Source organism: Acrocarpospora corrugata (assembly GCF_009687845.1).
Classification (GTDB): Bacteria; Actinomycetota; Actinomycetes; order Streptosporangiales; family Streptosporangiaceae; genus Acrocarpospora; species Acrocarpospora corrugata.
Genome location: NZ_BLAD01000056.1, coordinates 63,443 through 83,421 on the forward strand (window position 1 = coordinate 63,443; position 19,979 = coordinate 83,421).

18 protein-coding genes and 1 pseudogene are annotated in these 19,979 nt (G+C 68.3%); 11 read left to right on the forward strand and 8 right to left on the reverse strand.

The genetic code is table 11. The features are described 5' to 3' along the window. Window positions 1-26 precede the first annotated feature (26 nt). From Acor_RS21150 to Acor_RS21185, 8 genes and pseudogenes are all read left to right on the forward strand, one after another. The gene (locus Acor_RS21150) at window positions 27-458 is read left to right on the forward strand and encodes a hypothetical protein (RefSeq protein ID WP_155338435.1); all 432 of its coding nucleotides are present in this window, start codon (window positions 27-29) and stop codon (window positions 456-458) included. Continuing rightward, on the forward strand, window positions 455-835 hold the full coding sequence (locus Acor_RS21155) for a hypothetical protein (RefSeq protein WP_155338436.1): 381 nt from the start codon (window positions 455-457) through the stop codon (window positions 833-835). The genes Acor_RS21150 and Acor_RS21155 overlap by 4 nt, the downstream gene beginning before the upstream one ends. 194 nt (window positions 836-1,029) lie before the next feature. Next, on the forward strand, window positions 1,030-2,919 hold the full coding sequence (dnaK, locus tag Acor_RS21160) for a molecular chaperone DnaK (protein ID WP_155338437.1): 1,890 nt from the start codon (window positions 1,030-1,032) through the stop codon (window positions 2,917-2,919). Next, entirely contained in the window at window positions 2,916-3,554 is a 639-nt protein-coding gene (gene grpE / locus Acor_RS21165; RefSeq protein ID WP_155338438.1) for a nucleotide exchange factor GrpE, read from the forward strand. Before dnaK ends, grpE begins: the two co-directional genes overlap by 4 nt. An 81-nt stretch (window positions 3,555-3,635) precedes the next feature. Then, the gene (gene dnaJ, locus Acor_RS21170) at window positions 3,636-4,808 is read left to right on the forward strand and encodes a molecular chaperone DnaJ (RefSeq protein WP_155338439.1); all 1,173 of its coding nucleotides are present in this window, start codon (window positions 3,636-3,638) and stop codon (window positions 4,806-4,808) included. Between the two features lie 3 nt (window positions 4,809-4,811). Further along, window positions 4,812-5,070: pseudogene (locus Acor_RS21175) on the forward strand (heat shock protein transcriptional repressor HspR); the annotation flags it as partial. A 232-nt stretch (window positions 5,071-5,302) separates the two neighbouring features. Next, entirely contained in the window at window positions 5,303-7,888 is a 2,586-nt protein-coding gene (gene clpB, locus Acor_RS21180) for an ATP-dependent chaperone ClpB (protein ID WP_155338441.1), read from the forward strand. A gap of 97 nt (window positions 7,889-7,985) precedes the next feature. Continuing rightward, window positions 7,986-8,774, forward strand: a complete 789-nt coding sequence (locus tag Acor_RS21185) for a hypothetical protein (protein ID WP_155338442.1) — start codon at window positions 7,986-7,988, stop codon at window positions 8,772-8,774. Window positions 8,775-8,859: 85 nt separating this feature from the next. Here the strand turns inward: Acor_RS21185 and Acor_RS21190 are convergent, their stop codons facing one another. From Acor_RS21190 to Acor_RS21210, 5 genes are all read right to left on the reverse strand, one after another. Continuing rightward, the gene (locus Acor_RS21190) at window positions 8,860-9,393 is read right to left on the reverse strand and encodes a YfgM family protein (RefSeq protein WP_246238862.1); all 534 of its coding nucleotides are present in this window, start codon (window positions 9,391-9,393) and stop codon (window positions 8,860-8,862) included. 372 nt (window positions 9,394-9,765) lie between these two features. Continuing rightward, a complete protein-coding gene (locus Acor_RS21195; protein ID WP_246238864.1) occupies window positions 9,766-10,419 on the reverse strand; it encodes a TetR/AcrR family transcriptional regulator in 654 nt (217 codons plus the stop codon). Window positions 10,420-10,451: 32 nt separating this feature from the next. After that, entirely contained in the window at window positions 10,452-11,312 is an 861-nt protein-coding gene (locus tag Acor_RS21200; protein ID WP_155338443.1) for an alpha/beta fold hydrolase, read from the reverse strand. Between the two features lie 8 nt (window positions 11,313-11,320). Next, the gene (locus Acor_RS21205) at window positions 11,321-12,616 is read right to left on the reverse strand and encodes a DUF2252 domain-containing protein (RefSeq protein ID WP_155338444.1); all 1,296 of its coding nucleotides are present in this window, start codon (window positions 12,614-12,616) and stop codon (window positions 11,321-11,323) included. A gap of 67 nt (window positions 12,617-12,683) precedes the next feature. Beyond that, entirely contained in the window at window positions 12,684-13,751 is a 1,068-nt protein-coding gene (locus Acor_RS21210; RefSeq protein WP_246238866.1) for a CapA family protein, read from the reverse strand. A 177-nt stretch (window positions 13,752-13,928) separates the two neighbouring features. On the opposite strand from Acor_RS21210, the gene Acor_RS21215 reads away from it, so the two are divergent. Next, a complete protein-coding gene (locus Acor_RS21215; protein ID WP_155338446.1) occupies window positions 13,929-15,377 on the forward strand; it encodes a catalase in 1,449 nt (482 codons plus the stop codon). Window positions 15,378-15,474: 97 nt separating this feature from the next. Here Acor_RS21215 and Acor_RS21220 read toward each other — a convergent pair whose 3' ends face one another. The 3 genes from Acor_RS21220 to Acor_RS21230 form a co-directional block, all read right to left on the reverse strand. Next, the gene (locus tag Acor_RS21220) at window positions 15,475-15,678 is read right to left on the reverse strand and encodes a DUF397 domain-containing protein (RefSeq protein WP_218034401.1); all 204 of its coding nucleotides are present in this window, start codon (window positions 15,676-15,678) and stop codon (window positions 15,475-15,477) included. Between the two features lie 320 nt (window positions 15,679-15,998). Next, window positions 15,999-16,193 carry a DUF397 domain-containing protein gene (locus tag Acor_RS21225; protein WP_308805675.1) on the reverse strand — a complete coding sequence of 65 codons (195 nt, stop codon included), beginning with the start codon at window positions 16,191-16,193 and terminating at the stop codon, window positions 15,999-16,001. A 34-nt stretch (window positions 16,194-16,227) separates the two neighbouring features. After that, window positions 16,228-17,091 (reverse strand): helix-turn-helix domain-containing protein, encoded by an 864-nt coding sequence (locus Acor_RS21230; RefSeq protein WP_155338448.1) that lies wholly within the window; start codon window positions 17,089-17,091, stop codon window positions 16,228-16,230. A gap of 352 nt (window positions 17,092-17,443) precedes the next feature. Here Acor_RS21230 and Acor_RS21235 point away from each other — a divergent pair, with 352 nt between their 5' ends. Both Acor_RS21235 and Acor_RS21240 read left to right on the forward strand, forming a co-directional pair. After that, window positions 17,444-17,665 (forward strand): hypothetical protein, encoded by a 222-nt coding sequence (locus tag Acor_RS21235; protein ID WP_155338449.1) that lies wholly within the window; start codon window positions 17,444-17,446, stop codon window positions 17,663-17,665. Window positions 17,666-17,802: 137 nt separating this feature from the next. Then, window positions 17,803-19,941, forward strand: a complete 2,139-nt coding sequence (locus Acor_RS21240) for a molybdopterin-dependent oxidoreductase (RefSeq protein WP_155338450.1) — start codon at window positions 17,803-17,805, stop codon at window positions 19,939-19,941. Window positions 19,942-19,979 lie beyond the last annotated feature (38 nt).

The window sequence follows — 19,979 nt, forward strand, 5'->3', positions numbered from 1 at the left end:
GGCCGGAACTGTGCCGTCATAGGGACATGAGACGGATCTGGCTGATCGCGCTCCTGCTGGCGGCCGCGGTCGCGTGTGGAGAGGGGAACTCTGTGACCACTGGCGTACCCGCCAATCCGGAAGAACCGGTCAGCGTGCCGGCGAGTTCGGGCGTGCCGAACCCCGGGCCCTCGATGGCCGTGGCGGTCGGGAACACGCTGAGCCCGCGCAAGATCCCGTGGACCGGGACGGAACCGGTGGCCGACGGGTTGAAGATCAACTGGGTGTCGGGGGTGGAGCCCTGCAACTCGCTGGACCGGGTGGACGTCAAGTACTCGGACACGGAGGTGACCGTGACGCTCTGGGAGGGCACCACCGACAAGGACGCGATCTGCATCGAGATCGCCATCGAGAAGGCGACGATCGTCAAGCTCACCGAGCCGGTCGGGGACCGCAAGATCGTGGACGGTGCGAAATGAGCGTGCGCCGGGTGGTGGTGGCCCTGGTCGCGGCGGTCGCGCTGGGGGTGGGCGGGCTGACGGTGCCGGCCGCCGCCGATCCGATCGTTAAGCCGCAGCGGGGCACGTTCGAGCCGCACAAGGTGCGGTGGACGTCGGCGAAGCCGTACAAGAAGGGGAAGTACCTCAAGGTGACCTGGTGGTCCGGGCCGCAGGAGTGCTGGGCGCTGGACCACGTCAAGGTGAAGGAGACCGGGAAGAAGGTCACCGTCACCCTGTACGAGGGGTCCGTGCACGAGAACGGGCCGTGCATCATGATCGCGATCAAGAAGACCACGCTGGTCAAGCTGAAGTCCCCGCTGGGGAAGCGCAAGGTGGTGGACGGCGCCAAGAGCTGATTCGCGCGCTGGGACGGCCCGCGTCGGTGTCGGCGCGGGCCGTCGGCATGTGTGGGTTTGGGGAACTTTTCGCACGGCCCGAGGGTTGAGCGCATTAGACTCAAGCTGTTTGACACTCCGTCGTTTGACAAGGGCGGGCGACCCATTCCAATATTGAGTCTGTCTGACTCAACTTTGACTACAAGGACGTACTCATGGCACGTGCGGTAGGTATCGACCTGGGGACGACCAACTCCGTCGTCTCGATTCTTGAGGGCGGTGAGCCCACCGTCATCGCCAACGCCCAAGGCTCGCGGACCACGCCGTCCGTGGTGGCGTTCGCCAAGAACGGTGAGGTGCTGGTCGGCGAGGTCGCCAAGCGCCAGGCCGTGACCAACGTCGACCGCACCATCCGGTCGGTCAAGCGCGAGATCGGCACCGACTGGTCCGTCGAGATCGACGGCAAGAAGTTCACCCCGCAGCAGATCAGCGCCTTCGTGCTGCAGAAGCTGAAGCAGGACGCGGAGGCCTACCTGGGCGAGAAGATCACCGACGCGGTGATCACCGTCCCGGCCTACTTCAACGACGCCCAGCGCCAGGCCACCAAGGAGGCCGGCACCATCGCGGGCCTCAACGTGCTCCGCATCATCAACGAGCCCACCTCGGCCGCGCTGGCCTACGGGCTCGACAAGGACCAGGACCAGACCATCCTCGTCTTCGACCTCGGCGGCGGCACCTTCGACGTGTCCCTGCTCGACGTCGGCTCCGAGGACGGGCACGGCTTCGTCGAGGTCAAGGCCACCAGCGGTGACAACCACCTGGGCGGCGACGACTGGGACCAGCGGGTCGTGGACGAGCTGGTGACCCGGTTCAAGAACGCGCACGGCGTGGACCTGTCCAAGGACAAGATGGCCACCCAGCGTCTCCGCGAGGCGGCCGAGAAGGCCAAGATCGAGCTGTCCAGCCAGACCGAGACCTCGATCAACCTGCCGTACATCACCGCGTCCGCCGAGGGTCCGCTGCACCTTGAGGAGAAGCTGACCCGCGCCGAGTTCCAGCGCATCACCGCCGACCTGCTCGAGCGCTGCAAGGGCCCGTTCCACCAGGTCATCAAGGACGCCAACATCAAGGTCGCCGACATCGCCCACGTGGTGCTGGTCGGCGGTTCGACCCGGATGCCGGCCGTCAGCGACCTGGTCAAGGAGCTGACCGGCGGCAAGGAGCCCAACAAGGGCGTCAACCCGGACGAGGTCGTCGCGATCGGCGCCGCGCTCCAGGCCGGCGTGCTCAAGGGCGAGGTCAAGGACGTCCTGCTGCTCGACGTGACCCCGCTGTCGCTGGGCATCGAGACCAAGGGCGGCATCTTCACCAAGATCATCGAGCGGAACACCACGATCCCGACCAAGCGCTCGGAGGTGTTCACCACCGCCGAGGACAACCAGCCGTCGGTGCAGATCCAGGTGTACCAGGGCGAGCGTGAGATCGCGGCGTACAACAAGAAGCTGGCCACCTTCGAGCTGACCGGCATCGCGCCGGCGCCGCGGGGCATCCCGCAGATCGAGGTCACCTTCGACATCGACGCGAACGGCATCGTCAACGTCGGCGCCAAGGACCTGGGCACCGGCAAGGAGCAGACGATGACCATCACCGGCGGCTCCGCGCTGGCCAAGGACGACATCGACCGCATGATGCGCGAGGCGGAGTCCTACGCCGAGGACGACAAGAACCGCCGGGAGGAGGCCGAGGTCCGCAACAACGCCGACTCGCTGGCCTACCAGACCGACAAGTTCCTGCGCGAGAACGACGACAAGGTCCCGGCCGACATCAAGACCGAGGTCAACGACGCGCTGGCGGAGCTGAAGAAGGCCCTGGAGGGCACCGACACGCCCGCCATCCGGGCCTCCGCCGAGAAGCTGGCCACGGTCAGCCAGAAGATGGGCACGGCCATCTACGCCCAGTCCCAGGCCGCGGGCGCCGAGGGCGCCAACCCCGGTGCCAACCCGGGCGCGGGCACGGGCGAGGGCCAGCAGGCCAAGGCCGACGACGACGTGGTCGACGCCGAGATCGTCGACGACGAGCCGAAGCGGGAGGGCGGCGACAAGTGACAGCGCGTGAGAACGGTTCCGAGCAGGAGCCGGTGATCCGCGACAACCGCAAGATCGACCCGGAGACCCTGGAGGCGCGGGAGACCCCGCCCGAGGAGTCCTCGCCTGCCGACACCTCCGCGTTCGGCGGGGTGGCTGCGGAGATGCTCGCGGAACGCACCGCCGACCTGCAGCGGCTGCAGGCCGAATACGCCAACTACCGCAAGCGCGTCGAGCGGGACCGGACCCTGGTCAAGGAGCACGCGGTCGCCGCGGCGCTGACCGAGCTGCTGCCGGTGCTCGACGACATCGGCCGGGCCCGCGACCACGGCGAGCTCACCGGCGGTTTCGCCAAGGTGAGCGAGTCGCTGGAGGCGGCGGTCGGCAAGCTCGGCCTGACCACCTTCGGGGTGAAGGGCGACCCGTTCGACCCGACCGTGCACGAGGCGCTGATCCACAGCTACTCGTCCGAGGTGACCGAGCCGACCTGCGTCGAGATCCTCCAGCCCGGATACCGGATCGGCGAGCGGATCCTGCGCCCCGCGCGGGTGGCCGTGGCCGAGCCGGAGGACGGCGGGGAGGCCCCGGCGCCCGCGCCGGAAGAAGAGGTCGGCAACGGCGGAGACGTGCTCGCCGACGAGCCGGAAAAAGACTGACAATTCCCCGGGAGCCCCCTCCCGCGCGCCGGGAGGGGACCCCGATCACATATGCGGCAGCACAACCGGAGGAAGCGGTAGATGAGCACCAAGGACTACCTGGAGAAGGACTACTACGCCGTCCTTGGTGTGCCCAAGACCGCGACCCCCGACGACATCAAGAAGGCCTACCGGAAGCTCGCCCGGCAGTACCACCCGGACGCGAACAAGGGCAACACCGAGACCGAGGAGAAGTTCAAGGAGGTCTCCGAGGCCTACGACGTGCTGTCCGACATCAAGCGCCGCAAGGAGTATGACGAGGCGCGCACCCTGTTCGGCTCCGGCCTGGGCGGCTACTCCCGCACCCCGGGGGGCGCCCGGGGCGGCTTCGACTTCGGCGACCTGTTCGGGGGCAGCGGCCAGCAGGGCACCGGCGAGCGCATCGGCGACCTGTTCGGCGGCATCTTCAACCGGGGCGGCAGCCAGCGCCCCAGCTCGGCCGGCCGGGCCAGGCGCGGCCAGGACATCGAGTCCGAGGTGACGCTGTCGTTCGCCGAGGCGGTGGACGGCGCGACCGTCTCGCTCCGGCTGACCAGTTCCTCGGCCTGCGCGGCCTGCGCGGGCACCGGGGCGAAGGCGGGCACCACGCCGCGAGTCTGCCCGACCTGTGAGGGCACCGGGGCGGCCAGCCGCAACCTGGGCAACTTCGCCTTCTCCGAGCCGTGCCGCGACTGCCGCGGCCGCGGCCTGCTGGTGGACGACCCGTGCCCGGTCTGCGAGGGCAGCGGGCGGGGCAAGAGCACCAGGAACATCCAGGCCCGCGTCCCCGCCGGGGTGGGCGACGGCCAGCGCATCAAACTCAAGGGCAAGGGCGCCCCCGGCGAGAACGGCGGCCCGGCCGGCGACCTCTACGTCCTGGTGCACGTGCAGCCGCACCCGGTGTTCGGCCGCAGCGGCGAGAACCTCACCGTGTCCGTCCCGGTGACGTTCCCTGAGGCCGCGCTGGGCGCCGAGATCAAGGTGCCGACCCTGCGCGGCATGCCGGTCACCCTCCGCATCCCCGAGGGCACCCCCAACGGGCGCACCTTCCGGGTCCGCGGCCGGGGCGCGGCCCGCAAGGACGGCACCAAGGGCGACCTGCTCGTCTCGGTCCAGGTGACCGTCCCGGAACACCTGGACGACAAGGCCAGAGCCGCGCTGGAGCAGTTCCGGGACGCGACCGAAGGTGTGGACCTACGCGAGGAACTGATCAAGCAGGCCAGAAGCGAGTTGTAGCCGATGGACGCCAATTTCTTCGACCTGTCCGATGAAACACCCGTCTACGTGATCTCCGTCGCGGCCCAGCTGTCCGGCCTGCACCCGCAGACCCTCCGGCAGTACGACCGCCTCGGCCTGGTCAGCCCCGGCCGCACCGCCGGCCGCGGCCGGCTCTACTCGACCCGCGACATCATCCTGCTCCGCGAGGTCCAGCGCCTCTCCCAGGAGGAGGGCATCAACCTCGCGGGGATCAAGCGCATCCTCGAACTCGAAACCGAGAACCTGCGCCAACGCGACGAACTATCCCGCCTGCGCGGCGAACTCACCATGATCAGAGCCTTGATCCGCTACCAACTTCCCCCCGCTTAGCCCTATTTCATTTGTCATTTGTAGGAACTGCCCGGCCGCGCCGGTGTCTGGACTGAGGAACGCAGGTCGCGGAGCGGCCGGAGTGACGAGGGAAGACACCGGCCGCCAAGCGGCCGGGCCGCCGAGCGAAGCGAGGCCGTGTAATGGATTACAAGCTCACGCAGAAGAGTCAGGAAGCGCTGGCGGGGGCCATGCGTCGGGCGGCGGCGGAGGGCAATCCCGAAATATCGCCTGCCCATTTGCTGACCACGTTGCTCGCCCAGACGGGGGGCACGGCCGTTCCGCTGCTTGAGGCCGTCGGGACGGACTGGAAGGTGCTGCGCACCCAGGCCGAGCATCTGCTGGCCGGGCTGCCCAAGGCGCAGGGTGCGACGGTGAGCGCGCCGGCGACCTCCCGTCAGCTGCTGACCGTGCTCAACACGGCCGCCCAGCGGGCCAAGCAGCTGCAGGACGACTACGTCTCGACCGAGCACCTGCTGGTCGGCCTGGCCACCGACGGCGGTCAGATCGCCGACCTGATGAAGGCCCAGGGCGCGACCCCGAACGCGCTGCTGGACGCGTTCGAGAAGGTGCGCGGCCACGCCCGGGTGACCAGCGAGACCCCCGAGGACACCTACCAGGCGCTGGCCAAGTACGGCGTGGACCTGACCGAGCGGGCCAGGAACGGCAAGCTCGACCCGGTGATCGGCCGGGACGCCGAGATCCGCCGGGTGGTGCAGGTGCTCAGCCGCCGGACCAAGAACAACCCGGTGCTGATCGGCGAGCCGGGCGTCGGCAAGACCGCCGTGGTGGAGGGCCTGGCCCAGCGCATGGTCGCCGGCGACGTGCCGGAGAGCCTGCGCAACAAGCGGCTGGTCTCGCTCGACCTGAGCGCGATGGTGGCGGGCGCGAAGTACCGGGGCGAGTTCGAGGAGCGGCTGAAGGCCGTACTCCACGAGATCAAGGAGAGCGACGGGCAGATCGTCACGTTCATCGACGAGCTGCACACCATGGTCGGCGCGGGCGCGGCCGAGGGCGCGATGGACGCCGGCCAGATGCTCAAGCCGATGCTGGCCCGCGGCGAGCTGCGGATGATCGGCGCGACCACCCTGGACGAGTATCGCGAGCGGATCGAGAAGGATCCGGCGCTGGAGCGCCGCTTCCAGCAGGTGTATGTGGGCGAGCCGAGCGCGGAGGACACCATCGCCATCCTGCGCGGGTTGAAGGGCCGCTACGAGGCCCACCACCAGGTGCAGATCTCCGACGGCGCGCTGGTCGCCGCCGCCACCCTCTCCGACCGTTACATCACCGCGCGGTTCCTGCCGGACAAGGCCATCGACCTGGTGGACGAGGCGGCCAGCCGGCTCCGGATGGAGATCGACTCCCGCCCGGTCGAGATCGACCAGCTGCAGCGCGTGGTGGACCGGATGAAGATGGAGGAGCTGGCGCTCGCCAAGGAGACCGACGAGGCCAGCCTGCAGCGGCTGGAGAAGCTGCGCGAGGAGCTGGCCAACCGCCAGGAGGACCTGAACGGCCTGGTCGGCCGGTGGGAGCAGGAGAAGGCCGGGCTGAACCGGGTCGGCGAGCTGAAGAAACAGCTCGACGACACCCGCAGCGCGGCCGAGCGGGCCCAGCGCGACGGCAAGTTCGAAGAGGCCGCCAGGTTCATGTACGGCGAGGTGCCCCGCCTGGAGAAGGAGCTGGCCGAGGCCACCCAGGCGGCCCAGCGCGAGCAGACCATGGTCAAGGAGGAGGTCGGCCCCGACGACATCGCCGAGGTCATCTCCGCCTGGACCGGCATTCCGGCCGGGCGGCTGCTGGAGGGCGAGACCGCCAAGCTGCTCAGGATGGAGGACGAACTGGGCAAACGTCTGATCGGGCAGCGGGCGGCCGTGCAGGCCGTCTCTGACGCGGTCCGGCGGGCCCGCGCGGGCGTCTCCGACCCGGACCGGCCGACCGGCTCGTTCCTGTTCCTGGGCCCGACCGGCGTCGGCAAGACCGAGCTGGCCAAGGCGCTGGCCGACTTCCTGTTCGACGACGAGCGGGCGATGACCCGGATCGACATGAGCGAGTACAGCGAGAAGCACAGCGTGGCCCGGCTGGTCGGCGCCCCGCCCGGATATGTCGGGTATGAGGAGGGTGGCCAGCTGACCGAGGCGGTCCGGCGGCGGCCGTACACGGTGGTGCTGCTGGACGAGGTGGAGAAGGCGCACCCGGAGGTCTTCGACATCCTGCTCCAGGTCCTCGACGACGGGCGGCTGACCGACGGGCAGGGCCGCACGGTCGACTTCCGGAACACGATCCTGATCCTGACCTCCAACATCGGGTCGCAGTTCCTGGTGGATCCGCAGCTGGAGAACGGGGCCAAGCGGGAGGCCGTGATGGCGGCGGTGCGGACCGCGTTCAAGCCGGAGTTCCTGAACCGGCTGGACGACGTGATCCTGTTCGACGCGCTCGGCTCCGAGGAGCTGTCCCAGATCGTGGACCTGCAGGTGGAGCACCTGGCCCGGCGGCTGTCGGCCCGGCGGCTGACGCTCACGGTGACCCGGGCCGCGCGGGACTGGCTCTCGCTGACCGGCTACGACCCGATGTACGGCGCGCGTCCGCTGCGGCGGCTGGTGCAGTCGGCGATCGGCGACCAGCTGGCCAAGGAGCTGCTGGCGGGCGAGATCCGGGACGGCGAGGAGGTCGTCGTCGACCTGGACGGCGGCACCGACAAGCTGATCGTGCGACCCGCCGAAGCCGCGTAAGGTCTTCGCCACGCTTGGGGCAAGCCCGCCCCGCCCCTTGGGGCCGCTGCTACGTTCGGCGCTTGTCGGACTACCGTCAGCAAACAGGGGGACATGCGTGTCAGGCATCAGTGAACGCCCAATCGCACGGTGCTGCGCCGTGCTGGCCGCGGTCACGTTCGGGGTGACGACCGGGTTCGGCTGGTTCGGCGCGACCGCCGGCCAGGCCCAGGCGGCGGACGGCTGCGCGCGGGCCGTGGTGACCGGCCTCGCCAACAAGGTCGCCAACCAGGTCACGGCGGCGACGGGCACGGTCGCCGGACGGAACGCCAGGTCCGCCGTCGGCACGGCCCTGGTGGCCGTGGGGCGGACCGGCGTGCTCACGGTGCTGCCGTGCGGCCGGGATCCGCAGCGGGCCTACCAGCTGGCCGCCATCGCGGGGCTGCCTGGGCTGTCGACGGCGTCGGGAGCGCTCGGCGTGGCCGACGCGGCGGGGCTCGCGGCCGGTTCCGGGCTGCCGGCGCTGCCGGGGGTGGACGGCCTGCCGGACACGGAGGACATGGCAGCAGTGCCCTCGGTGCCCGGCCTGGCGGACGCGAGCGCGCTGGGCAGTCTGCCGGATCTGCCGGGAGTGCCGCTGTTTCCGGGGACGCCGAAGTCACCCATGCCCAATCTGGTGATCGCCAAGGGGATGCCGGGTGAGCTGAGCGGTCTCGCCGCCGGGATCCCGGCCACCTCGGGACTGCCCGAGGCCCCGACGACGCCAGACGCGCCCGGCGTCGCGGACACCGCCGGGGAGAGCCCGTCGTTGACCTCGGTGCTGCCCAAGACGCCAGCCCTGGAAAAAGCGCCGGAAGCGGTCACCGAGATCGCCGAGAGTCTGCTGAGCGACACTCTGGTGCCGTGACGGAAAGCGTGCCGTGACGGAAAGCCAGTTCCGTGACGGAAAGCCAGGAGAGGGGTGCCCGAGCGGCTTCCCTCTCTTCGCGTTTCTAGCGCGACAGGTCCAGCAGCGCGTCGAGGTCGTCCTCCGGGAGGCCGAGGTCGATGCGGATGCGGTAGCGGGTCCGCAGCAGGGCCTCGCGGAGCAGTCCGGGCGGGCAGGCGTCGACGCCGTCGGTGGCCCAGATGTGGGCGCCGTTCAGGTCACCGTACGCGGCGAGGGTCTCGGCGATGGTGAGGGCCGTGGCGGGGGTCCAGCCGGCCTGGCCGATCGTGGCGATCATGTCGCGCGCCTCGTCGGGGCGTTCGAGTTCGAACAGCGTGTCGGCGATGCCCGCGCGCGGGTCCACCGGCACCTCGCCGCCGTCGTCGGCCGCCTGCTGGAATCGGTCGAGCGCGGCCGCCGGTTGGCCCGACTGCCGCCACTCCTCCGCCGCCAGGACGAGGATCGCCGCCCTCGACACCTCGCCGGTCTCGTACGCCTGGGCGAGCACGTCCAGCTGACGGGCGAGGGCACCGTGGTCGTCGAGAAGAAGGGCCTGTTCGAGCAGTCGATCAAGCTGCTCCCGCGTCACATGTGCCACAGGGATGAGGCTATCGAGAGCGGGCGGTCTTTGCCCGGACAACGGCAGGCATTCGTCTGACCACGATTCGCACATGATCTCCTACAGAGCGTGTGTCGGTGCCGGTCCCGGGCATATTGCTGTGAGGTTCGTCAGGGGAAGGGGCTGCGGTGTCCGGATCCAAGCAGACGACCTTCACGCTCGTGTGCGCGGCCGTGCTGTCGGCGGCGCTCCCGGGAATGGCGGGATACGCGTCCGCCCGGATGGAGGCATATGACCAGACGAAGCGGGAGCTGGCCCGATTGCGGGCACAGCTCGACGAGACGACTGACCAGACCGTGCCGGCGCCCAGAACTCCCGCCAATCCCCACGATCCCGCGGTAGCGGGTTATCTCAGGAGCGTTCCCGAAGCTGGCGGGAGAGGTAGCTGCGGATCAGCTCTTTGGCCTGGGCGATGATCTCGGGCGCGCCGCCGGGGTCCCGGCGGAACGCCAGTTTGAGCACCGCGTCCCCGGCTTCCACGGCGACCAGGACGGCCAGGTCGAGGCGGGCGCTGTCGGCCATGCCGTACTCGTCGAGGAGCATGGCGCGGAGGCGGCCGGCGATCACCGTGTTGTTGTCGGAGACCGAGTCGAGCAGGTTGAGGTCGACCGCGTCGCCGAAGTGCAGGGAGCGGAAGCCGGGCACGGTCCGGTGCATGTCGACGTATTCGTCGATGATGGTGTCGACCGCGCCCCACCAGCCGTCCAGGTCCTCCGACATGAACCGGCGGCCGACCCTGGACACGAAGAGTTCGACGTTACGCCGGGTGAGCGCCTGGCTGATGGCCCGTTTGTCGGGGAAGAACTGGTAGACGGAGCCGATCGCGACCCCGGCGCGCTCGGCGATGCGGGTGGTCGACAACGCTTCGTAGCCGACTTCGTCCAGGAGTGCGGCGCACGCGTCGAGCATGCGCTCGACCCGGCGGGCGCTGCGGCGCTGCGTGGGCTGCCGGCGTAAGGAGGAGGTTTCCGCATCGTCGGAGTCGTCAAGAGGCTGGCTGGACACGTTCCTATTTTGCCCGTTCTTCAGAGCAAGGGTCAGGTCTTACCGGCTAGTTGGCCATTTTGGGCGCTGTCCACGAAATCAGCGATCAATCCGGCGATCTCGGCGGGGTGGCTGCGCTGCGCCCAGTGCCCGGCGGCCAGCCGACGGTAGCGGAGCTCCGGTACCCATCCGTCGGCGGCCCGGACCAGCTTCGGCGACACGAACCTGTCGCGGGTGGTCTCGATCAGCTGGACCGGGATGGTGACAACGGGGTTCGCCCTGGGTGCCCGAAGTCGGGGGAACATGTTGGCCCGGTAGAGGTTGACCCCGTTCATCCCGTCGCGGACCAGACTGGCGGCGGGATGGCCGGGGCGTCCGGCCAGTCCCTCGGTGACGCGCAGGAACCGGGCCAGGGCGCGTGGCCCGAACGTCCGCCAGGCCAGTTCCGGCAGGTACGGCAGCTGGAACGCGCCGATGTACCACGATCGCAGCGCCTGCCCTAGCGCGCCGGGGCCGCGCATGAAGCGGGCCGCGTGGTCGAGCCCGGGGCCGCCGAAGCTGGTGAAGGAGGCCAGCCGGTCCGGGAACCGGAGGGCGGCCTCCCAGCCCTGGAGCGACCCCCAGTCGTGCCCGACCAGGTGCACCCTCGGCTTGCCGATCTCGTCCAGTACCGCGGTCAGGTCGGCCATCAGGTGGTCGAAGGCGTAGTGCCGGGTCCCGCGGGGGGCGGTGGAGTGGCCCGCGCCGCGGATGTCGTACCGGACGAGGTGGAAGCGGCTGGTCAGGAGGGGGACGATCTCGTCCCAGACGCGGTGGGTGTCGGGGTAGCCGTGCAGCAGGAGCAGGGTCGGGCGGCTCCGGTCGCCCTGCTCGACGAGCGCGAGCCGGACGCCGCCGGATTCGATCCATCGCATGCGGCCATCTAAAGCCCTGGGAAGCTCCCGTTGCGGAACAGATCCACAAAAAGCTGGTGGTCCTGGCGGGCCCGCGCGCCGTAGGTGTGCGCGAAATCCACCAGCATCGCGACAAATCCATCGTGATCGCCGTCCACCGCGGTCGCGATGGCCTCCTCGGTGGAGAAGTCGACCAGGTCGTGGCTGGACTCGTCGTCGGCGACCGAGTGCATCCGGGCCACCGCCCGCCCGAGGTCCCGCACCACCGAGGACAGGTCGCCCGGCTCGTTGACGTCGCTCCAGTCCAGATCCGCCGAGTACGGCGACACTTCGGCGACCATCTGCCCGACCCCGTTGAGCACCGTGTAGCCCAGCCACGGATCGGCGTAGGCCTGCAGGGCCCGCTGCGACTCCGCCGTGCGATGCCCCTGATGCCGGAAATATCCGTGCACCTTCTCGTCGGTGATATACCGCGCCACCGCCGGCACCTGCGCCTGCTTCATGTACAGGATCACGTCGTTCTCCAGCGCCTGCGTGTGCCCTTCGAGCAGCAGGTTGTAGGACGGCAGCCCGGCCGACCCGATCCCGATGCCCTTCCGCAGCGCCACATCCTTGATCACGTGCTCGACCGGGCTGAGCGGCGCGGGCAGCGTGCCCAGGTACTCGTGGAACGCCTCGATCACCGTCGCCCGGGTGATCGCGTCCACCGGCAACCGGCTCTCGGTGATCGTGAACCGCCGCTCGAAGCTGTCGATCGTGGTCTCCAGGTCGAGCATCGACACCCGGGTGTTCAGCCGCGCGGTCTGCAGCACCCGGTGCAGCACGCCGGTGGTCGTGTCCAGGGTCAGCGACCCGATCGCGTCGTCGCCGCCGTGCGCGATCCCGAGCAGCTCGCCCAGGTAGGAGTGCGCGAAATCCCCCACCAACCGGCTGATCACATCATCGGAGAGCGCCTTCGCGTACCCGATCAGCGCGACGCTCGCCGCGAACCGCTTCAGATCCCAGGTGTACGGCCCGACATACGCCTCGTCGAAGTCGTTGACGTTGAACACCAGCACCCCGGAGGCGTTCATGTAGGTGCCGAAGTTCTCCGCGTGCAGGTCGCCGTGGATCCAGACGCGGCGGGTGACGTCGTCCAGATAGGAGTCGTCGGCCAGTTCGCCGGACAGATCCGCGTAGAACAGGCACGCGCTACCCCGGTAGAACGCGAACGGCGTCGCCGCCATCTTCCGGAACTTGCGCCGGAACGCCGCCGGTTCCCGGCCGATCGAGTCCCCGAATTCGGCGAGGAGGACATCGAGAATGTACTGCGACCGCTGCGTCATGAGTGGACGGTAGTACCGGACCCGCGTCCGCCACCATGGCGGGCCGCTGAAATTCCGGTGACTCCAACTAGGCGGGTTTTGCCGTCAGGCCGGTGCAGCCGCGCAGCGCCCGCCAGTTGGCCGTCGCCTGCCGCCCCGCGGACCCGGTGACCTGCACCGGAATCCCGCCATTGATCCGCGCCGGAGTCCACTGGTCCTTCAGCACCCGGCGGCCGTTGATGGTCAGCGTGAGCACCCCAGTCTGCCCGGTGTCCGGCCCCCAGTTGTAGAACACGAAGTTGCCGAGCCCGTAACTCACGTAGCTCTTGCCGAGATATCCGGCGCCGAGCAGGATGTGCGCGTGCCCGCCCACGACCACGTCGGCGCCCGCCTCGACCAGCTTCGGGGCCAGTGACCGCTGCGCCTCGTTGGGGCATTTCTGCAGCTCAGTGCCCCAGTGCAGGTGCACGATCACAGTGTCGGAGTTCTTCCTGGCCTGCCGGACCGCCTGCAGCAGCCGCCCTTCCTCCTTGGCCGAGGCGAGCCCGCCCTTGCTGCTGGTGGCCGTCCAGGCCGAGATGAACTCGGCGTCCAGCACCTGGGTGGCCCCGATGATCGCGACCCGGTTCCCGTTCACCGTGGTCCGCCACGGCCGGTACGCCTCCGCCGCGTTCTTCCCGATCCCGACGATCGGATACTTGGTGCGCTTGATCGCGGCCAGCGTGTCCTGCAGCCCACTGTCCATGTAGTCCATGCCGTGGTTGTTCGCCATCGACGCGACGTCCACCCCGGCCGCCTTGAGCGCCGTGAACGCGGTGGCCGGCGCCCGGAACGTGTACTGCTTGCCGGGCGCGGGCGTGCCGCCCGTGGTCACCGCCGTCTCCAGATTGACCATGGCCAGGTCGGCCCGGCTGAGCACCTTGGCGATCGACCCGAGCGCGGTCCGCGGATTGGCGTCCAGCCGGGTCCGCAGCACTCCCTCGAAGTGCACGTCCCCGCCGAACGCGATCGTGTACGGCTCCCGCTCCGGTTTCGGCGACGCCGTGGCCGTGGGCTCGGACTCCCCCGACGACTCGGAAACCGGCTCCCCCTCGGCCGCGCTGCAGCCCAGGGCAAGGACCGCGAGCACGATCACGGTCACCAAATTGCTCTTCACGCCCCTGAGCATGCCATCTCGGACCCCTGTCCGGGCAGCACCACAGCGGAACCTCCCAGCACATCACCATAAGACTGGAATTATTCCTTTACTTGAGTGATTCAGATATATCTCCTAATTTGGGGCAGGTGGGAGAGACGGGACCGCTCAACGAGGAGCAAATCGGAGGACCCCACCATGACTGACCGGCCGATCACCACAACGGACGCGGGCATAGCCGCGCCCAGTGACGAATTCTCGCTGTCAGTGGGCGTCAACGGCCCGCTGCTGATGCAGGACCACTATCTGATCCAGAAACTTGCCGCCTTCGACCGCGAGCGCGTCCCCGAGCGGGTCGTGCACGCCAAGGGCGGCGGCGCCCACGGCTTCCTGAGGATCACCGAGGATGTCAGCCAGTTCACCAAGGCGGGGCTGTTCCAGCCGGGCATGGAGACCCCGATGTTCATCCGGTTCTCCACGGTGGCCGGTGAGCTGGGCAGCCCCGACACCCAGCGGGATCCGCGCGGCTTCGCGATGAAGTTCTACACCGACGAGGGCAACTACGACCTGGTCGGCAACAACACCCCGATCTTCTTCATCCGCGACCCGCAGAAGTTCTCCGACTTCATCCACAGCCAGAAGCGGCGCGCCGACAACCACCTGCGCGACAACAACATGCAGTGGGACTTCTGGACCCTGTCCCCAGAATCCGCCCACCAGGTCACCTTCCTGATGACCGACCGCGGCACCCCGCGCAGTTGGCGGCACATGCACGGCTTCGGCTCGCACACCTTCCTCTGGTACAACGCGGCCGGTGAGCGGTTCTGGGTGAAGTACCACTTCCGTACCAATCAGGGTGTGGCGAACTTCACCGACGCCGAGGCGGCCGCGGCCGTCGGGCAGGACCGCGACCTGCACATCCGCGATCTGTATAACGCGATCAAGTCAGGCGACCACCCGTCCTGGCGGGTGAACGTGCAGATCATGCCGTTCGACGCCGCCGCCGACTACCGGTTCAACCCGTTCGACGTGACCAAGGTGTGGCCGCACGCGGACTACCCCGAGATCACGATCGGCGAGTTCACCCTGAACCGGAACCCGGACAACTACTTCGCCGAGGTGGAGCAGGCCAGCTTCGAGCCGTCCAACTTCGTGCCGGGCATCGGGCCTTCGCCGGACAAGATGCTCCAGGGCCGCCTGTTCTCCTACCCCGACACGCATCGCTACCGGATCGGGCCGAACTACCTGCAACTCCCGATCAACGCGCCGAAGTCGCCCGTCAACAGCTACAACAAGGACGGCGCGATGCGGTACGCCAACTCCACCGACCCGGTCTACGCGCCCAACTCCATGGGCGGCCCGGTCGCCGACCCCGCGCTGTTCGAGGGCGAGAACTACTACGTGACCGGCGAGATCATGCGCGCCGCCAACGCCATCCACGCCGAGGACGACGACTTCACGCAGCCGCGCGCACTGTGGGAGAACGTGCTCTCCGACACCGACCGCGCCCACCTGGTCACCAACATCGTCGGCCACGCGTCGGCACCCGAGGTCACCGGCGACATGAAGAAGCGGGTCGTCGAGTACTGGACCAACGTCCACAAGGACCTGGGCGACAGCGTCGCGCAGGGGCTCGGCGTGCAGTGATTCTGTAGTCAGATACACATCGGGTTAAGACACGCGAAAGGCCTGCGTCCCCTCCGGAGAGCGCGGGCCTTTCACGCGTAAGGGCCCTCACAGGCCCTTAGAAATCGAACTCCCCATCCTTGATCCCGGCGGCGAGAACCCGCCAATCTTCGACCGTCACGATCAGAACCGCCCCGCTCAGATCGTTGCTGTCTCTGATGCCCACGTGGGTACCGCCCACCTGGGCGATCTCAACGCAGTTCCCGTTGGTGCTATGGCGGCTCTTGCGCCAGTCAGCCTCAGACACATCGATCGTCGGCACCGCCCACCCCTTTTCGTCGAAGGCACAGTAAGTATGAATGGATACGACCAATACCTCAAGGCCATGGAATCAGGGCTAATTCATATTATTTCACAACAAATCAGACACAAGGCATCGAGATGGGCGATGTAATAGACAATCACGCTGGCTTGGCAGGGCTTCGGATCATGAAATGATGCGGGCGAGGGAGTAGGTGGTCGGCCTGATCAGGCTCGGTCTGCCTGCCTGGTGCGCTGGCATGCCCTGGGACGGAAGGCCAGCGCCGAGGTCACCCGCACATGGCTCCGGTGTTAAGGCATCGGAGCCGTTTTCACGCTCGGCTACAGATCGAATTCTGAACCCTTCACGCCCTGGACGAATGCCACCCATTCGCTGGGCGTGAAGATCAAAGTAGGCCCGGCTTGATCCTTACTGTCCCGGACCGCCACATTCCCGCCATTCAGGCGGGCGACCTCCACGCAGTTGCCATTAGAACTCGCGGAACTCTTCTTCCACACAACATCGCTGGTGCCCATCGACTGCCTATCCATATCCGCGCCTTCGGCGGGCTTACGCCTGCCAGTACGCCATCGTGTCCCGAATGAAACGCCGCGAAGTGGGCTCGCTCAGCGCTACCTTCATGAGGTAGTCGAAGGCTCGTTCGTAGACGAAGACGGCTTCCGGATCCTCGATGAAACGTGTGCCCGTGAGGTCTTCCAGGCAGACGATGTCAGTGACGTCGGGAAACTTGAAGTGGACGAAGGGGCCTGTGGTCATCGGCAACTGGGTGGACTGGGTGATGATCCGTAACTCGACGTTCTCCTTCTCGGAGATGTCGTCCATGTGCTGGAGTTGCCTCCGCATCACGGCCGGATCACCCACCATGCGGCGGAGCACCGCCTCGTCGAAGATCGCCAGCAGAGTCAGGGGTTCCTCGGTGTACAGCAGGCGTTGCTGGCGCTGCATGCGCGCCTCGACCCGGCTGTGCAGCCACACCGGCGGAATCTGATTGATCGGCTGGATGACGTTCCCGAGGAGCGCCCGTGCATAGTCCTCAGTCTGGAGAAGGCCGGGAACCACGTGGGGCTCCCAGTTGCGCATCTCGCGTGCTTCAGCCTCAAGCCCCATATATGCGACGAAGCCCTGGTCAAGGGCCGCGCCGTGTTTCTCCCACCAGCCTTTTTGGGTGGCGTCCTTGCGGATTTTCAATATTTCCCCTAAGACCACACCATCGACCCCGTACAGGTTGAGCAGGGCGGTGATGTCGTCCTCGCTGGGGAGCGTCCTGGCGGTCTCGATACGACTCAACTTCGCGGCGGACCAGCTCAGCCGCCGCGCCGCTTCCTCACCGGTCATATCAGTGGTTTCGCGGAGCCGGCGTAACTCCCTGCCGAGCCGTCGGCGGCGCGGCGTGGATGCCTCGAAATCTGCCATCTCCGCCACCGTCCCCTACGAACTCGCACGCTGGGCTGGACGGTCCCTGTCGGAGGGACCTGCCCCCCATCGTATGCAAATTGCACGTGCCATTGCACGCATACGAGGGATTTTCTTACGTCACGTCTTGCAGACAATTGTCTTCTGAGCGACCATTTAAACAGGAAGGAACATTAAAGATCACCGAGCCCGCCGATGATCGTCCGGCCTGGGCGCGGAATCCGGCAAAGGCGCCGTTCCCCCAACCCCCGAAGACGTCCTTGCGATGAGGCAAGGAAAAGGCCGGGTCGAAGGCTGCCACCGACGACCCGGCCTGAGAGCTCCAGTCGAAGCCACCGAAAAGGAGTCTCCTATGCACATCCACGGTACCAACGCCCTCTTGCTATGCAAGGCCCAGCTCATACTGCTTCTTGACGGAGCGGACCGGGCGCTCTGCGCCGACCAGGACCGATGGGCCTACGAGCTGGAATGGACCATAAAGCGGGCCGGGTTCGGTGCCCGGCAGTACCGCGACCCACGCTTCGACCTCGTTCAGGAAGTAGAAGAGGCCGGCCGAATGGCCCTACTGAGCTGAACCCTTTCCCGCGCCTCCCCGCAGGAGACGGTTCAGAAGGGTGCCTTGGCGGTCCGCGGGGGCGTCAGGGCGCCAGGAGGCCCCAGAACAGAGCTATATTCGGTTCTGGGGCTTCCGTCTTCCACAGAGGAGCGCGCATGAGCGTCGTCCACCGAACCTGCCCGCTCTGTGAGGCCGTATGCGGCCTGAAGATCACGGTAGACGATGCCGGACATGTCACTGATGTGCGTGGCGATCGGGAAGATCCCTTCAGTAAGGGATACATCTGCCCCAAGGGGGCGTCGCTCGGGCGGCTCGACGAGGACCCTGACCGGCTGCGGGCGCCGCTCGTCCGGGACGGCGACGGGTGGCGCGAGGTCTCCTGGCCGGAGGCGTTCGCCGCGGTCGAGCGGGGGCTGGCCGCCGTACCCGGGCCGGCGCGGGCGATCTACCTGGGGAATCCGAGCGCGCACACGATGGCCGGGGCGCTCTACGGCGGCGCCGTCATCCGCAGCCTCGGCACCAGGAGCGTGTTCTCCGCCAGCACCGCCGACCAGATGCCCAAGCACGTCTCCTGCGGCCTGATGTTCGGTGATCCGCTGGCGATCCCGGTGCCCGACCTGGACAGGACCGACTATCTGCTCATGCTGGGCGCCAATCCGCTGGAGTCCAATGGCTCGCTCTGCACCGCGCCCGACTTTCCCGGGCGGCTGAAGGCGATCAGGAAGCGGGGCGGCCGGCTGGTCGTCGTCGATCCGCGCCGGACCCGGACCGCGGACCTGGCCGATGAGCATGTGTTCGTCCGGCCGGGGACGGATGCGTATCTGCTCGCCGGGATCGCGCACACGCTCTTCGCCGAACGGCTGGTGACGGTGAACGCGCCGGTCAACGGGCTGGCGGAGGTCGAGGGCGCGGTCGCGGACTTCACCGCCGAGGTCGCGGCGCGGGCCTGTGGGGTGCCCGCCGACGTGATCGTACGGCTGGCGCGTGAACTCGCCGCGGCGCCGAGTGCCGCGGTTTACGCCCGGATCGGGACGTGTACGGCGGAGTTCGGGACGATCACCCAGTGGCTGGTGGATGTGCTGAATGTGCTCACCGGGAATCTGGACCGGCCGGGTGGGGCCATGTTCGCGCGGCCGGCGACCGAGGGGGCGAAGCGGCGCAAGCCGTACCAGACGGGGCGGTGGCACAGTCGGGTGCGGGGGCTGCCGGAGGCCAACGGTGAGCTGCCGGTGGCGACGCTGGCCGATGAGATCGAGACGCCGGGCGAGGGCCAGGTCAGGGCGCTGATCACGATCGCGGGGAATCCGGTGCTGTCGGCGCCCAACGGCGCGCGGCTGGATCGGGCGTTCCGGGGGCTTGAGTTCATGGTGAGCGTCGATCCGTACCTGAACGAGACGACGCGGCATGCGGATGTGATCCTGCCGCCGCCGCGGATGCTCAACTCCGGGCATTTCGACTTCGCGTTGCTGGGGTTCGCGGTGCGGAACTACGTCAGGTATTCGCCTCCCGCGCTGCCGCTGGACGGCGCGCCGCCGGAGACCGAGATCCTGGCCCGGCTGGCGATGATCGCCTCCGGGCAGGGGGCGGACGCGGATCCGGCGCTGCTGGACGAGCTCATTCTGGACGGGATGCTGCGCAAGGCGGGCGACGCCGCCGAGTTGCGCGCCGCGCTGGACGGGTCTTCGGGCGCGGAGCTGCGCCTGGACGCGATGCTGCGGCTCGGTCCTTACGGCGAATGGGCCGGTGGTGAGCTGTCCCTGCGCAAGCTGCGCGAGAATCCGCACGGGATCGACCTCGGGGCGTTGGAGCCCCGGCTTCCGGGCAACCTGGCGACGGCGTCGGGCCGGGTCGAACTGGCCCCGGCGGGGATCGTGGCCGATCTGGTACGGCTCCGCGCCCGGCTGTCCGCGGAAATACCGGAGTTTCTGCTGATCGGGCGGCGTCACCTGCGGTCCAACAACAGCTGGCTGCACAATGTGGGGCCGCTGGTGGGCGGGACCAACCGGTGCACCCTGCAGATCAATCCGGCGGATGTGGCGCGGCTGGGGCTCGGGCAGGAAGCGGTAGTACGGTCGGCGAAGGGCGAATTGACCGTGCCGCTGGAGCCGACCGACACGATCATGCCGGGGGTCGTGAGCCTGCCGCACGGGTGGGGGCACGCGGGCAGTTCGCAGGCCGTCGCGGCCAAGAACGCGGGCGTCAACGCCAACGTGCTCACCGACGAGGACGTGATCGACCCGCTCTCCGGCAACGCCGTGTTCAACGGGGTTCCGGTGATCCTGACGACACGATGATCACGGCGGAATAGTCTTGCCCGCGTGACCACCGCGCA